Origin of the sequence: Pantoea sp. B623 (assembly GCF_024814475.1) — a bacterium.
Taxonomy (GTDB): domain Bacteria; phylum Pseudomonadota; class Gammaproteobacteria; order Enterobacterales; family Enterobacteriaceae; genus Pantoea; species Pantoea ananatis.
Genome location: NZ_JANUXM010000004.1, coordinates 2,339,428 through 2,355,479, shown reverse-complemented (window position 1 = coordinate 2,355,479; position 16,052 = coordinate 2,339,428). Strand labels below are relative to the sequence as shown.

The following is a 16,052-nucleotide window of genomic DNA, read 5'->3' as shown; positions in this document are numbered from 1 at the left end:
GTTGCCGCATGGTTAACTGTGCCACTTCGCATTATGACGTCTAAAAACGTTCAGAATACTCTTCTTATTTATCCGGCCCGCTTAATTCGCGAACTCTGCCGAAATATGGCAGTCAGATTAACGTTTAGTTAAGCGCTTCGCTCCGGGGAAACACCATTTTTCATGAATTACATAAAATCATTAACACAGCAAAAGCTGTCGCTCTTGCTGGCTCTGTATCTCGGTATCTTTTTGAATTTACCAATCTTTTATCGCCGATTTGATGGCTTTCTGACCCGATCAACCGTGACAAACTGGCTGACCGCGTTTACCGAGGTCGTCGCTATCGTGCTGCTGACGTTTTTCCTGATGCGGTTGTTATCGCTAGGCGGAAAATGGTTCTACCGGATTCTGGCCACCCTGATTGTCCTGATCTCTGTTGCTGCTGGCTATTATATGGCCTTTTTCAATGTGGTCATTGGCTACGGAATCGTCGCCTCAGTCATGACGACAGATACCGATTTGTCAAAAGAGGTGGTGGGTTATCACTTTATCCTGTGGATGGTGCTGGTCAGCGCGCTGCCACTGTTCATGATTTGGCGCAACAACCTTAGTATGACGCTCAATGAGCAGTTACGTACGCCAGGACAGCGCCTGAAACCCACTTTGATTATGCTGGCCTGCGTTGCGCTCGTGTGGTTACCCATCCGTTACTTCGACAAGTTGCAAAAGGCGAATGAGGAAGTGACCAACGTCGATCTGCCAAGCTATGGCGGAATTGTCGCGCACTCATATCTCCCCTCTAACTGGCTGGCCGCGCTGGGTTTGTTTACCTGGACCAAGATTGACGAGACGCTGGAAAATCAGGAACTCCTGGATCCTGCCCAGAAATATACTTATGTTGCTCCTCCGGGGTTAGATGATACCTATGTGGTGTTTGTTATTGGCGAAACCACTCGCTGGGATCATATGGGCTTGCTGGGCTATGAGCGAAACACCACCCCTAAACTCTCTAAAGAGAAAAATCTGGTCGCATTTCGTGGCGAATCTTGTGATACCGCGACCAAGTTGTCTTTGCGTTGTATGTTTGTGCGCGAAGGCGGCACTATGGACAATCCCGGGCGAACACTGAAAGAGCAAAATGTGTTCGCAGTGATGAAAGAACTGGGCTTCACTTCTGAGCTGTTTGCGATGCAAAGTGAGGTTTGGTTCTACGATAACATCAACGCCAATAATTTCTCTTTCCGCGAGCAGATTGGTTCTGAGCCACGTAACCAGGGTAAATCAGTAGATGATATGCTGCTGGTGCCTGAGTTACAGGCCTCACTGCAGCGCTACCCGAAGGGTAAGCATCTGGTTGTCCTGCACACGAAGGGCTCACATTATCTCTACTCACAGCGCTATCCGCGCAGTTTTGCACGCTATCAGCCAGAATGCATGGGCGTGGATGAAACCTGTAGCAAAGCGCAACTGATCAACGCTTACGATAATTCCGTCCTTTATGTGGACAGCATGCTGGACAGCGTTCTGGATCAGCTGCGTGATAAAAAAGCGATCGTGTTTTATGCATCGGACCATGGCGAATCGATCAGCGACAATATGCATCTGCATGGTACGCCGCGTGAAATGGCACCGCCGGAGCAGTTCCGTGTTCCTATGATGGTCTGGGCGTCAGATAAATATCTGGCTGACCCGACAAACCGTGAAAACTTCGAACGCCTGCAGGCGCAACAGCGCGTCGGCAAAACCCATCGTCATGTCGAGCTGTTTGATACCATTATGGGCTGCCTGGGTTACACCTCGCCAAATGGCGGGATTAAGCAGGCTAATAACTGGTGTCAGGCACCTGCCGGGACAGCGTTAAAAGCGCTATAGCGGTAAGGCAATTTTTCGCGGCAAGGCATAAAACTCGCTGGCCGCCTGCTTTCCAGGCGATTGGGCGGGAAAGCGCAAAAAGCGGTTGACGCTTCCTGGGGGGAGCAGTAACATGCGCCCCCATCGGCGAGTAGCGCAGCTTGGTAGCGCAACTGGTTTGGGACCAGTGGGTCGGAGGTTCGAATCCTCTCTCGCCGACCATATTTAAGAAACCTGTCTGCAAAGACAGGTTTTTTTTCGCCTGAATAAAAGAGGATGAGAACCTCCGAAGGAGGGTTGCGCCGAGCGCAGCGAGACAACGTTGCGAATGCAACGGCCCGAAGGGGGCTTACGCAGTAAGCCTAATCCTCTCTCGCCGACCATATTTAAGAAACCTGTCTGCAAAGACAGGTTTTTTTTCGCCTGAATAAAAGAGGATGAGCACCGCCGAAGGCGGTTCGCGCCGGGCGTCAGCGAGACAACGTTGCGAACGCAACGGTCCAAGGAGAGCCGGGCCTGTCGCAATCGATTCAGGCAGACAATTTGACCGGCGCAATTCGTATAAAAGGAGGCCGTTTCTCACAGGCATAAATAACACCTCTTCCAGACGCTATTGCCCCGCCTCGGTTATTAGAATATCTCATGTCACACTTTTTTCGGGACCGCCATAATTCCTCCTTGAAATCAATTTCTGCTCCAGACAGCCTGTTTTATTGTCTCATCGCTATGCAGGCCTTCTCATCAGAGGGTTACAGAGGGATAAAAGATAAGTTTTGGTTATGCCACAAAATGGCAAATTGGTCATTTTCAACCCAAAGTTAACAGCATTTTTCGCTGTGTGAACGTCATAACGCACAGTAAATCGTTCAGATATCCAACATTTGGCGCTAAATGATGTCTGTTTTTTTTTAGCGCAAATCACTGCTCATTTATGACCTGTGTAGCAGAATACATGGCATATAAACCCATGCCGCTGTGCATTATATGGCATTGCGTCTGTATGGGTTTTTTTTATCGTTGCTTGCTATTCCTCACACTCTGTGTAAATAAGTAACCGTTGTATTGACGTTCTTTGCAACTGTTGACAAATTGATGCGTCAATAACAGTGCAGATACAGATTTTTCTGATGGGTGCTTATCAATCAGGATTATCCAAACAAACTATCTCACTCTTATCACACCCGCAGGGTGGACCGCCTGAACCGCATAAAAAAACCAGAGGTCGGGCAATGCACACAACAACACATCACAATGGAGCAAAAGCATGATCAACTCCCTGGCCAAATCCAGGATGCTGAAGGTCGGTCTGAGCCTCGTCGCCATGACCGTAGCCGCAGGTGTTCAGGCAAAAACCCTGGTTTATTGTTCGGAAGGTTCTCCGGAAGGGTTTAACCCGCAGCTCTTTACCTCGGGTACAACCTATGATGCCAGTTCTGTACCTATCTATAATCGCCTGGTTGAGTTCAAAACCGGTACGACCGAACTGGTGCCGGGCCTGGCCGAAAAGTGGGACGTCAGCGCTGATGGTAAAACCTATACCTTCCATTTACGCAACGGCGTGAAATGGCAGACGACGAAAGATTTCAAACCTACGCGTGAGTTAAACGCTGATGACGTGGTGTTCTCTTTTGAGCGGCAGTTAGATAAAAACAACAAGTACCACAACGTCTCTGGCGGCAGCTATGAGTACTTTGAAGGTATGGATATGCCAAAGCTGATCAGCAAAATCGAAAAAGTGGACGATCATACCGTACGCTTCGTGCTGACGCGTCCTGAAGCGCCTTTCCTGGCTGACCTGGGGATGGATTTTGCTTCCATCATGTCTAAAGAATATGCCGACAACATGCTGAAAGCCGGTACGCCAGAGAAAGTTGACCTGAACCCGGTTGGCACGGGCCCATTTGTGCTCCAGCAGTACCAGAAAGACTCGCGTATTCTGTATAAAGCTAACCCGGATTACTGGGGAACCAAGCCAAAAATCGATCGGCTGGTTTTCTCAATCACTCCAGATGCCTCAGTGCGCTACGCCAAGTTGCAGAAAGGCGAATGTCAGATCATGCCTTATCCGAACCCGGCTGATATCGCCAGCATGAAAAAAGACAGCAAAATTAATCTGATGGAACAGCCTGGTCTGAACGTCGGTTATCTGTCGTTTAATACTGAGAAGAAGCCGCTGGATAACGTGAAAGTGCGTCAGGCACTGACCATGGCGGTTAACAAACAAGCCATCATTGATGCGGTATATCAGGGCGCGGGCCAGCCAGCGAAAAACCTGATCCCACCGACAATGTGGGGCTACAACAACGACGTTAAAGATTACGCCTACGATCCGGAGAAAGCTAAAGCCCTGCTGAAAGAAGCTGGTATGGCTGACGGTTTCTCAATCGACCTGTGGGCGATGCCGGTTCAGCGTCCATATAACCCGAACGCACGCCGCATGGCTGAGATGATTCAGTCTGACTGGGCCAAAATCGGCGTTAAAGCCAAAATCGTGACCTATGAGTGGGGCGAGTACCTGAAACGCGCCAAAGCGGGCGAACACCAAACTGTGATGATGGGCTGGACCGGTGATAATGGGGATCCAGATAACTTCTTCGCGACGTTGTTCAGCTGTGCGGCGGCCAAAGACGGTTCTAACTACTCCCGCTGGTGTTACAAGCCGTTTGAAGATCTGATCCAGCCAGCCCGTGCAGAATCCGATCACAACAAGCGTATTGAATATTACAAGCAAGCTCAGGTAGTGATGCACGATCAGGCGCCTGCACTGATCATTGCGCACTCAACCGTTTATGAGCCTGTGAGTAAGAAAGTCACCGGCTATGTGGTTGATCCATTAGGTAAACATCACTTCGAAACCGTCGATATTCAGGAATAACCTTTCGGATTATTGCAGTAAGGGCCGGTTTTTCCGGCCCTCAGGCGATCGCCACCGATCGCCTGTTGCCTGCTCTTTTTTTCCGGCTAATTACTTTTATTAAAGAAGCGCTTCTTGCGTCGCGTCCGGCTGTCGCCGGGTGCGGTTAATGAGCAATGTTATCTCTGGCCAGGGCCAGGGGAAAACGACTGAGAATTACGCCTATGCTGCAGTTCATACTCCGGCGTCTGGGGCTTGTCATCCCAACGTTCATCGGTATTACATTATTGACCTTCGCGTTTGTGCACATGATTCCGGGCGATCCGGTGCTTATCATGGCAGGCGAGCGCGGTATTTCCCCTGAGCGCCATGCTGAATTGATGGCGATGATGGGGCTCGATCAACCCCTGTGGAAGCAGTATCTGCACTATATCTATGGCGTTCTGCATGGGGATTTAGGCATTTCACTGAAAAGCCGCATTCCTGTGTGGACCGAATTCGTTCCGCGCTTTAAAGCCACACTTGAGCTGGGCATCTGCGCCATGATGTTTGCCGTATGCGTAGGGATCCCGGTCGGCGTCATGGCTGCGGTGAAACGTGGCTCGGTGTTTGATCATACCGCGGTGGGCATTTCACTGACCGGATACTCAATGCCGATTTTCTGGTGGGGCATCATGCTGATTATGCTGGTATCTGTTCAGCTTAATCTCACGCCCGTTTCCGGACGTGTTGCAGATACCGTGTTCCTGGATGACAGCCATCCGCTCACCGGTTTCATGCTGATCGATACGTTAATCTGGGGTGAGCCTGGCGACTTCAAAGATGCGGTCATGCACATGATTCTGCCCGCTATCGTGCTGGGTACGATTCCGCTGGCGGTCATCGTACGTATGACGCGTTCTTCCATGCTGGAAGTGCTGGGGGAAGACTATATCCGTACGGCGCGTGCGAAAGGCCTGACGCGTATGCGCGTCATTGTCATTCACGCGCTGCGTAATGCGATGTTGCCGGTTGTCACCGTTATCGGCCTGCAGGTCGGTACGCTGCTGGCAGGCGCAATCCTGACTGAAACCATTTTTTCCTGGCCGGGCCTTGGCCGTTGGTTAATCGAAGCGCTGCAACGCCGTGACTATCCCGTTGTGCAGGGCGGTGTGTTACTGACGGCTATTCTGATCATCCTGGTCAACCTGCTGGTTGATCTGCTGTATGGCGTGGTGAATCCGCGCATACGCCACAAGAAATAAGGGGGCATCATGTCTGTTGTTGATCCCGCAAGCGTAAATGTTGCACCCAAGCCGATGACCCCGATTCAGGAATTCTGGCACTATTTTAAACGTAATAAAGGCGCAGTAACGGGCCTGGTTTATATCGTGTTAATGCTATTGATCGCCATCTTTGCTGACGTCCTGGCGCCGCACGGGCCGGCGGAGCAGTTCCGTGACGCTCTGCTGCATCCGCCTGTCTGGCAGGAAGGCGGAAGCTGGAGCTATATCCTTGGCACTGACGACGTGGGTCGCGATATTTTGTCGCGTCTGATGTATGGCGCCCGCCTGTCATTGCTGGTTGGCTGTATGGTGGTCGTACTGTCGCTGATTTTTGGTGTCATTTTTGGTTTGCTGGCCGGGTATATCGGCGGGGCGGTCGATGCCACCATTATGCGCCTGGTTGATATTATGCTGGCGTTGCCCAGCCTGCTGTTGGCGCTGGTGCTGGTCGCCATTTTTGGCCCGTCGATTGTTAATGCGTCCATTGCGCTAACGTTTGTCGCGCTTCCCCACTATATCCGTCTGACGCGCGCAGCGGTGCTGGTTGAAGTGAACCGGGACTATGTGACGGCTTCCGGTGTAGCGGGGGCAGGCATGTTGCGTCAGATGTTCGTCAACATTTTACCTAACTGTCTGGCACCGTTGATCGTTCAGGCTTCATTAGGCTTTTCCAACGCCATTCTCGATATGGCGGCGTTGGGCTTTCTCGGAATGGGTGCGCAGCCGCCAACGCCGGAGTGGGGCACCATGCTCTCCGACGTCTTACAGTATGCGCAAAGTGCCTGGTGGGTGGTGACGTTCCCTGGATTAGTCATTCTGCTTACCGTGCTGGCATTTAACCTGATGGGCGATGGTTTGCGTGATGCCCTCGACCCGAAACTCAAGCAGTAAAGAGGCACCGAGATGGCATTATTAAATGTAGATAAATTATCGGTGCATTTCGGCGACGATAAGGCACCGTTCCGCGCAGTTGATCGCATTAGCTACCAGGTTGAGCAAGGCCAGGTGGTGGGCATTGTTGGCGAATCCGGCTCGGGTAAATCCGTGAGTTCTCTGGCCATCATGGGATTGATCGATTTTCCCGGAAAAGTCATGGCGGAAAAACTTGAGTTCAATCAACGCGATCTGAAGCGGATTTCTGAAAAAGAACGTCGTCAGTTAGTGGGCGCCGAAGTTGCAATGATTTTTCAGGACCCGATGACCAGCCTGAATCCCTGCTATACCGTGGGCTACCAGATCATGGAAGCCATCAAGGTGCATCAGGGCGGTAATAAAAGCACCCGCCGCCAGCGGGCAATTGACCTCCTGAATCAGGTGGGGATTCCCGACCCCGCTTCGCGTCTGGATGTTTATCCTCATCAGCTTTCGGGCGGGATGAGCCAGCGCGTGATGATCGCCATGGCTATCGCCTGTCGTCCAAAGCTGCTGATTGCTGACGAACCCACAACCGCGCTGGACGTCACAATTCAGGCACAGATCATTGAGTTGTTGCTGGATCTGCAAAGGCAGGAAAACATGGCGCTGATCCTGATTACTCACGATCTGGCGCTGGTAGCGGAAGCCGCACACCACATTATTGTGATGTACGCCGGGCAGGTTGTGGAAAGTGGCAAAGCGACGGATATCTTTAAAGCGCCGCGTCATCCTTACACCCAGGCACTGCTCAGGGCGTTACCGGAATTCGCGGCGGACAAAGCACGGCTGGCCTCATTACCCGGTGTCGTGCCTGGAAAATACGATCGTCCGTCAGGCTGCCTGCTTAATCCGCGCTGCCCTTATGCCAATGACCGCTGCCGTAAAGAAGAACCTGAACTGCGGACGATTCCGGGACGTCAGTCCAAATGTCACTATCCGCTGGACGATGCCGGGAGACCAACTTATGAGTCCTGATAATACAAAGCACGAGTATCTGCTGCAGGCTATCGACCTGAAAAAACACTATCCGGTGAAGAAAGGATTGTTTGGTCAGGAACGCCTGGTTAAAGCGCTGGATGGCGTCTCTTTTAATCTGGAGCGCGGTAAAACGCTGGCGGTTGTCGGAGAGTCTGGCTGCGGTAAATCCACACTGGGCCGTTTACTCACCATGATTGAAACGCCAACAGAAGGTCAGCTTTACTGGCACGGTCAGGATTTGTTAAAACACGATCCCCACGCCCAGAAGCTGCGTCGGCAGAAGATTCAGATCGTCTTTCAGAATCCGTATGGTTCTCTGAATCCACGCAAAAAAGTCAGCCAGATCCTGGAAGAGCCGCTGGTTATCAATACTTCACTCAGTAAAGCGGAACGTCGCGAGAAAACGCTGGAGATGATGGCCAAGGTAGGATTGAAAACCGAGCATTACGATCGTTATCCCCATATGTTTTCGGGTGGCCAACGTCAGCGTATTGCCATTGCCCGTGGCCTGATGCTTGAGCCAGACGTGCTGATTGCTGACGAGCCGGTTTCAGCACTGGACGTGTCCGTACGGGCACAGGTGCTTAATCTGATGATGGATCTGCAGCAAGAGATGGGGCTGTCCTATGTGTTCATTTCTCACGATTTATCCGTGGTCGAGCATATCGCAGATGACGTGATGGTGATGTACCTGGGGCGCTGCGTGGAAAAGGGCAGCAAAGAGGCGATTTTTGCCAATCCACGTCATCCTTACACCCAGGCCCTACTTTCTGCCACGCCGCGGCTCAATCCTGATGAGCGTCGTGAACGTATTAAGCTGACCGGGGAACTCCCCAGCCCGCTGAATCCACCGCCCGGCTGCGCATTCAATGCCCGCTGCCGGCGTCGTTTTGGCACCTGTGTCCAGCTGCAGCCCCAACTCAAGCAGTATGGCGACCAACAGATAGCCTGCTTCGCGGTTGACCAGGATGAAAGCCAGCTAACGGCATCAGTCGAGTCTGCCAGCCAGCCTTAATCAGTGACAGGCGGAATCCTCGTGGGGTTAACCACAGGGATTCCGCCATCACCGCCGTACGTTCATTTCGTTATTCTGTCTGTTTAACGACACAACGTTTTCATTCGCCTTCGCCTGTGAAAGTCCAGCAACGTGCGATGTGCGTTCCAGATTCCGTGCCACATCCTGCCGGCGAAACGTGCTGCCTGGGCGCTGCTGCTGCGCGTCCGAAGCCTGTTCATCAGCGTAACCTTTTCGCACCGGCACAATCATTAGCGGGTGGTCATGAGGGAAAACGAGAGGTCTTCACCCTAATTGATACATTAGCGACATGAACAGGGGCGTTTTCAGTGCCAGCGTTCTACTGTAGCAGGATGAAGTCGCTTTATTTTTTTACCCCGTGGATGGATTAAACAAACCGACCCCTGAGATAAATGTCCTAAAAGATAATGATTTCAACAGCGATCGGTTTTTAATTAGCGATAATTAGCAGGGTAATACTTTACCAGCCGTAATTTGAAAACACGGAATCTGTCCAGGGAAAAGGCACACCAGCCGGTAAAATGCCGAACCGAACGAAATTTTTTTTGCCTAAAAATACAAAGGGTTGGAACAGCGGCTATCCTGATGTAAGCGATCGCTAAGATGTTAATCACCTGTGAAAATATTTAACTTAAGATGGTCTCAACAATTTTTACGGATATATGTGAAATAGTACTCATTTTTTGCTAAAGAGTAGTGATTAGTATTAAGCTTTCTTATTGAATTCGTCGGTTTTGTAATCAGAATTATCTCACTGTGTTTAAATTATTATGATATATTCCTGGAAAAATCCCCCCTTAGTTGTAGGCCAGGGTCTATGAAAAATTACGACGACTTGCAGCGTTTTAAGGAAAAGACAAAAACGCTCGACATCGCCTTTCAGGATATGTCAGGCCAATCGCAGGAAGCGGCGGATAAAAGCAAATGGTCTCTCATTCGTCAACTGGCGAGCGAAGACCAGCACATGCCTTTTAGTGGGGGACAACGTATTGATCTGCCTCAGCCCCAGCCGATTCAGGGTGACGAATTCAGCATGCCTGAGGTGACGGAGCGTTCTCAGCCTGTCACGCCGCCTGCTGCTGTGTCTTCGCATTCTATTATGGATAGCCTGACCAATAGCGAACCCGATGTTGACGTTGTGGCGCCCGTTGCCCCTTCTTCTGCCTCACCTCTCTTCCCGGCTCCCTCCGCGCAGTCTGTTGCACAGGATGCGGTGAGGGTTTCGCCCGTAACTGAGAAAGAAACGCGGATACCACAGGTAACGGCGCAGCCGAATACTGACGTTCCTGCCACAGTTCATAGCCGTTTTAGCGGGCTCTTCCGCGCGCGCAGCAGTGGGTCAGAAAATTTACCAAAAGAAACGTTATTAAAACCGCTACTGGAGAAGATTGCCTTATGCCGTTAGTTTGTGTGTGCTCGCCCAAAGGTGGGGTGGGGAAAACGACGTTGGCAGCGAATCTGGCCTGGAGTCTGGCCCGTTCAGGTAGCAAAGTGTTAGCAATCGATTTTGATGTTCAGAACGCCCTTCGCCTTCATTTTGGCGTGCCGCTGCACGATGGACGCGGCTTTGTTGCGCGCTCGGAGGAACAGGCGGACTGGAGCCAGTCTATTCTGACTACCGGCGGAAATATTTTTGTCCTGCCCTACGGCAACGTGACCGAATCCCAGCGCGAACGGTTTGAAGAAAACCTGACCAAAGATCCTCACTTCATTAAGCGCGGCCTCGACACGTTACTGAACTATCCCGGTCTGGTCATGGTCGCGGATTTTCCGCCGGGCCCCGGCCCTGCGCTTAAAGCGATAAAGACCTTAGCCGATATGCATCTGGTCGTGATGTTGGCCGATACCGCCTCAGTATCGTTATTACCGCATATTGAAGAAAATCGCCTGATTGGTCAGCCGCTGAACAGTAAACACGGACATTATTTTGTTCTGAATCAGTGCGACAATCGCCGGAATATTAATCGTGACGTGACGGCTTTTATTCAGCAACGTCTTGGCGATAATCTTTTGGGCCAGATTCATCGCGATGAAAGTGTGGGTGAAGCGAATGCCTCACAGCAATCTGTTTATGATTTCAGCCCGTCATCCGCCGCTGCCTTTGATATTGAACTGATCGCTAAACGCGTCGCCAGTATTCTGAATGTCAATGTAGGGAATGGCGAAGTTCAGGCACAGATTCACACCAGCAACTATTAAATGTAATGACCTGGCCAGGCCAGGTTTAAAAAAACAGCTCTTTCAGGGTGGAACATGGGTAAAATCGGGTTTTACCTGCTGCTGCTGGTGCTTGCACCTGTTGCTGCGGTGATCATTATCACGCCAATGGATAGCCAAAAGCAGTATATTTTTGGCTTGATAAGCATCGGTATGGTGTTTTTATTGGGGGTCAGTAAAAGCCGTAAAATAACGGTCGTAATGGTTATTCTTTCCGCCCTGATGTCGTCCCGATATATATGGTGGCGAACAACGGAAACCCTGTATTTTAATTCTGAAATCGAAGCGATACTTGGCATCGGCTTATATATTGCTGAGCTGTACGTCTGGCTGATTTTAATCCTGGGTTTCCTGCAGACCACATGGCCATTAAAACGTACTATTGAACCCTTGCCAGAAGACACCCACTTATGGCCAACGGTCGATGTCTATATCCCGACATATAATGAAAGCCTCGACGTGGTGCGCGACACGGTTTTGGCTGCCCAGTGCATCGACTATCCACGCGATAAAATTAAGGTTTACCTGCTTGATGATGGTAAACGCAGAGAATTTGCCGTTTTCGCTGCCGATGTGGGAGTGGGCTATATCACTCGTGATGATAACAGCCATGCTAAAGCGGGTAATCTTAATCACGCGATGAAGATTACCAAAGGGGAGCTGATTTGCGTCTTTGACTGTGACCACGTCGCCACCCGGACTTTCCTGCAGGCAACGGTGGGGCCGTTTTTGAAAGATCCTAAGCTAGCACTGTTGCAGACGCCACACTACTTTTACTCGCCGGATCCGTTTGAGCGTAACCTGAGTGCCGCTCGCAGTATTCCTAATGAGGGATCGCTGTTCTATGGCCCGGTTCAGCAGGGTAACGATAACTGGAACGCGACCTTCTTCTGTGGTTCCTGTGCCGTAATTCGTCGTTCAGCCCTGGAAGAGATCGGCGGCTTCGCAGTAGAAACGGTTACCGAAGATGCGCACACCGCGCTGAAAATGCAGCGTCTGGGTTGGGGATCCGCGTTTCTGGCGATTCCGCTGGCTGCTGGCCTGGCGACAGAGCGCCTCGGGCTGCACGTTATTCAACGTACGCGCTGGGCCCGTGGTATGACGCAGATTTTTCGCGTGGATAACCCGCTGTTCGGCCGTGGCTTGAAATGGCAACAGCGGTTGTGCTACCTGAATGCCATGTTGCATTTCCAGTTTGGTCTGCCGCGAGTGGTCTTCCTGACCGCGCCGCTTGCCTATCTGCTGTTTAATCTGAATATCATCCATTCGTCGGCGTCGCTGATTTTCGCCTACGTTTTGCCGCATCTTGTCCTCTCCTTGTATGTTAACTCACGCATGAATGGCCGTTTCCGCTACACCTTCTGGGGTGAAATCTATGAAACGGTCATGTGCTTTCATCTGGTCATCCCGACTATCCTCACGTTGCTTTCACCCAAACACGGAAAATTTAACGTGACGGATAAGGGCGGCGTACTGGACCAGGGATTCTTTGATTTCCATATCGTTCGTCCTCACGTCATCGTTGCCTTTCTGCTCAGCATCGGCATTGTGGCGGGCATCGTGCGCGCCACCATGCATGACTATTTTGGCGTGGATCCCTACGTGATTGCGCTCAACGTCGGGTGGGCAGTCTTTAGCTTAATCATTTTGATGGCAGCCATTGCCGTGGCACGCGAAACCAAGCAGGTACGAAAAACGATTCGTATCGAGGTACAGATTCCGGCCATTATCCACTATGCCAGCGGCATCTCATCCCGCACGATGACCAGCGATCTGTCGATGGGCGGCGCGAATCTGGATGCGCCAGATAATCGTTATGAGCACGATACGATTGAAGAGATCGATCTGATACTGAAATCAGGCACCATTACTATCCCGGCGACCAAAATATCGGGCGATGAAGAAAGCATTCGTCTGAGCTTTGGTGCCATGCCGTTGGCACGTCGCCGCGAACTGGTGCGCGTGGTACTGGCGCGTGCCGATGCGTGGATCCAGCCTGAATATAAGCAGGACAATCCGTTAACCTCTCTGGGCACCATCATTCGAACGGTTTTTGAACTGTTCTGGCTGACCTGGCGAGATCGTCGTGAGAAGCGTAAGAGCGGCCCAGACGTTGCGACGAAAGAGGACAGCGCAGTATGAGGATCTTGATACAGTCGATGCTGGCCGGTTCTCTCTCGGCGGTGCTGTGGGTCATTCCGGCCTCGGCTGAAACGCCCCTCGCAGATAACAGTATGGTGCCAAACAGCAGCGCGGCTCCAAACAGCAGTACGGTACCGAATAACAGTGCGGCTCCGAGCGACAGTGCGGTACCAAATAACAGTGCTGCGTCGGTTAACAATGCAGCACCGAATAACAGCGCTGCGTCGGTTAACAATGCGGCACCGAATAACAGCGCGGCCCCGGGCAGCGCCCCCGCGCTTAGCAGCCAGATCACGCCTGCGGACAGCAGTGCGGCGGATAACCGCTCGACATCGAGTGTTGCGACTGGCGCGCCTGATAACAGTACGGTATCTGCCAGCCCGACGACGCCCGTTAAGGGTGACGCCGTTGCCGATTCGGCCACACAGATCGGAGAAAAGGTTCCCGCAACGGCGGATGCACAGCCTGCCGGCAGCGCTTCGCCCGTCACTCAGGACAGCAGCGCGTTATCCAGCGTGCCACCGCCAGCCGGCCTCGGTAATGCGGAAACGGGCCTGGAGGCCGCCGCAGGAGAAACGCCCTACAGACCAGGCCAGGCCGCTTCCTCCGTCGACACAACCTCAATGGTAAGCAGCATGCTTAACCAGCCGGTGAGCAGCACGCTAAATGTGGCACAGATGGGACAGCGTCAGGGCATTACGCTGACCGGCGGACAACTGCAGTCAGGCATCATTTTTACCCTACCGGGCGACGAGGTGGTCACCAACGCGCGTCTCAACCTGTCCCTGCGCGTTTCCCAGGCGCTCGCCGCGCGCAATACCTCATTGCAGCTGATGTTAAACGGACAGCCGCTTGGCACGCTGCCGCTGGGGTCGGGTGACAGCGATGAAAGCGATTATCAGCTGGATATTCCGGCAGCGATGATTGTGTCCAGTAACAATTTGAGTTTCAAAATTAACGACGCGGACAAGCTGCTGTGTGAAAAAGACAGCGCAGAGCAGTACCAGGTCACTATTCTGCCTAAAACGATGCTGAGCCTTGAAGGCCAGCAGTTAAATATTGGCACCAGCCTGCGTAATTTCCCGCGTCCATTTATCGATCCTCAGCGTATGACTGCGGCTGACGTGACGTTTAGCTTTGCCGACAATGTCACGCCGGATACGGTGACCGCGGCGGTGCTGGTGGCCTCCTGGTTGGGTATTCAGAGTGATTATCGTGGCATCCATTTTCCTGTCGTGCGCGGTAATCTGCCGGAAAAAAACGGCATCCTGTTTGGTCATCCTGGTGACAGGATCGGTACGCTAACCTTCCCAGCCAGTCGTGGTCCATCCCTGCAGATGGTCGATAATCCGGGTAATCCGGTTTATAAACTCCTGCTGGTCAGTGGCGAAGATGAAAGTCAGCTGCGTCAGGCCGCTTATCGTCTGACCACCCAGCCACTGGCGACCGATAGCAACAGCATGCAGGTCAAACCGCAGTCCATAGTCCTGCGCAGTCCTTACGATGCGCCGCACTGGATCAATACGACGCATCCCGTGCGACTGAGTGAACTGCTGCGCAAAGATCAAAGCCTGACGGCGACCGGCATCTGGCACGATGCGATGCGGGTGAATTTCCGCGCTGCACCCGACCTGTTCCTCTGGGATGGCGATACGGTCCCACTCTATTTGCACTACCGTTTCCCGTCTGAAAACTGGATTGACGAAAAAAACTCGCTACTTAACGTCACGTTGAACGGCACGTTTTTGCGCAATCTGACGGTGAATAAAGTGGGCTTACTTGAAAGCGCCTGGCATCGCTTAGGGGGAGATGCGCGTCAGGAACATTACCAGATTAACCTTGATCCCTATTTGATTTATGGCGACAACCAGTTGGCGCTTTATTTTAACATCAAGCCTAAAGCCGATGCGCCCTGCGGCGTTTTGCTGAACAACAATATCAAAAGTCGAATCGAAGACGATTCCTGGATTGATCTCAGCCACACGCGGCATTTCAGTATGCTGCCCAATCTCTCCTATTTTGTGGGTGCCTCTTTCCCGTTTTCCCGGCTGGCTGACTTTTCGCAGACTACGCTGCTGTTGCCTGAAAATCCAAGCGATGCGGAGATCTCAACACTGTTAAACCTGTCCGCCAGGGCAGGAAATGCCACCGGCGTGGCGCTGGCACAAAATCAGGTTCTGTTTGGTCTGCCAGTCGGCGGCAATAACCTGGCTCGCGTTCAGCAAAGTGACATACTGGCAGTGAGCACGACGGGCAACAGTGCGTTTAACCAGGCGATGCTGGCGAACTCCCCGTACGAGGCCAACGGCAGTGCGTTAGGGGTTAAAGAGCCGTCTGCGCTCGAAAAATTACGTAGCTGGCTGGTGGGCGACTGGTATCGCCAGCCGCTGGATGCCGATCGCTACTTCTCTTCAAATGAGTCCTGGCGTGGGTTTCTGAGCTACCGCTCAATGTGGAATCCGGATCGTCTGGTGGTCATGGCAGTGGCGACCAGCGACGATCAACTGCTGCGCCTGCACGGTGATTTAGGCTCGGCCCGCATCAACGCGGCGGTACGCGGTGATACGGCGATTATCACCGATGAGAACGGTATCCGGAGTTTCCGGGTGGGGCCACAGTTCCCCAGCGGCGAGATGCCGTGGTACATGATGGTGGTGTGGTACGCGAATCAGCATTCGGTATTAATGGCGCTGGCTGCACTGCTGTTCTCCGCCATCGTGGGGAGTGCCGCGTGGGTGATGCTGAAACGACATGCGTCGCGGCGTCTACAGTCAAAACACAATCGCGATGCCGGTAAGAAGTAAGGGTCATC

Annotated in this window: 10 protein-coding genes, 1 tRNA gene and 1 other RNA gene; all 12 read left to right on the top strand. The window is 52.2% G+C overall.

Going from position 1 to position 16,052, the window contains the following annotated elements; translation table 11 throughout:
* Positions 1–162: 162 nt before the first annotated feature.
* The 12 genes from eptB (at position 163) to bcsB (ending at position 16,044) form a co-directional block, all read left to right on the top strand.
* Entirely contained in the window at positions 163–1,854 is a 1,692-nt protein-coding gene (eptB, locus tag NXS97_RS12705; protein WP_014594986.1) for a kdo(2)-lipid A phosphoethanolamine 7''-transferase, read from the top strand.
* Between the two features lie 124 nt (positions 1,855–1,978).
* Positions 1,979–2,055, top strand: a tRNA-Pro gene (locus NXS97_RS12700).
* A 33-nt stretch (positions 2,056–2,088) separates the two neighbouring features.
* A non-coding RNA gene (locus tag NXS97_RS12695) (RtT sRNA) lies at positions 2,089–2,216 on the top strand.
* A gap of 881 nt (positions 2,217–3,097) precedes the next feature.
* Positions 3,098–4,708 (top strand): dipeptide ABC transporter periplasmic-binding protein DppA, encoded by a 1,611-nt coding sequence (gene dppA / locus NXS97_RS12690; RefSeq protein WP_014594987.1) that lies wholly within the window; start codon positions 3,098–3,100, stop codon positions 4,706–4,708.
* 203 nt (positions 4,709–4,911) lie between these two features.
* Positions 4,912–5,931: a dipeptide ABC transporter permease DppB gene (gene dppB / locus NXS97_RS12685; RefSeq protein ID WP_014607013.1), complete on the top strand. Its 1,020-nt coding sequence runs from the start codon at positions 4,912–4,914 to the stop codon at positions 5,929–5,931.
* Positions 5,932–5,940: 9 nt separating this feature from the next.
* A complete protein-coding gene (gene dppC / locus NXS97_RS12680; RefSeq protein WP_013024030.1) occupies positions 5,941–6,843 on the top strand; it encodes a dipeptide ABC transporter permease DppC in 903 nt (300 codons plus the stop codon).
* Positions 6,844–6,855: 12 nt separating this feature from the next.
* Positions 6,856–7,842 (top strand): dipeptide ABC transporter ATP-binding protein, encoded by a 987-nt coding sequence (gene dppD / locus NXS97_RS12675; RefSeq protein ID WP_013024031.1) that lies wholly within the window; start codon positions 6,856–6,858, stop codon positions 7,840–7,842.
* Entirely contained in the window at positions 7,832–8,860 is a 1,029-nt protein-coding gene (dppF, locus tag NXS97_RS12670; RefSeq protein ID WP_028716126.1) for a dipeptide ABC transporter ATP-binding subunit DppF, read from the top strand. Before dppD ends, dppF begins: the two co-directional genes overlap by 11 nt.
* A gap of 838 nt (positions 8,861–9,698) precedes the next feature.
* Positions 9,699–10,286: a cellulose biosynthesis protein BcsO gene (bcsO, locus tag NXS97_RS12665; RefSeq protein WP_014594989.1), complete on the top strand. Its 588-nt coding sequence runs from the start codon at positions 9,699–9,701 to the stop codon at positions 10,284–10,286.
* The gene (gene bcsQ / locus NXS97_RS12660) at positions 10,277–11,080 is read left to right on the top strand and encodes a cellulose biosynthesis protein BcsQ (RefSeq protein ID WP_013024034.1); all 804 of its coding nucleotides are present in this window, start codon (positions 10,277–10,279) and stop codon (positions 11,078–11,080) included. Before bcsO ends, bcsQ begins: the two co-directional genes overlap by 10 nt.
* Positions 11,081–11,134: 54 nt before the next feature.
* Positions 11,135–13,240, top strand: a complete 2,106-nt coding sequence (gene bcsA, locus NXS97_RS12655; RefSeq protein WP_116220147.1) for a UDP-forming cellulose synthase catalytic subunit — start codon at positions 11,135–11,137, stop codon at positions 13,238–13,240.
* Positions 13,237–16,044, top strand: coding sequence for a cellulose biosynthesis cyclic di-GMP-binding regulatory protein BcsB (gene bcsB, locus NXS97_RS12650; protein WP_112900564.1), 2,808 nt, complete (start codon positions 13,237–13,239; stop codon positions 16,042–16,044). Before bcsA ends, bcsB begins: the two co-directional genes overlap by 4 nt.
* Positions 16,045–16,052: the final 8 nt, after the last annotated feature.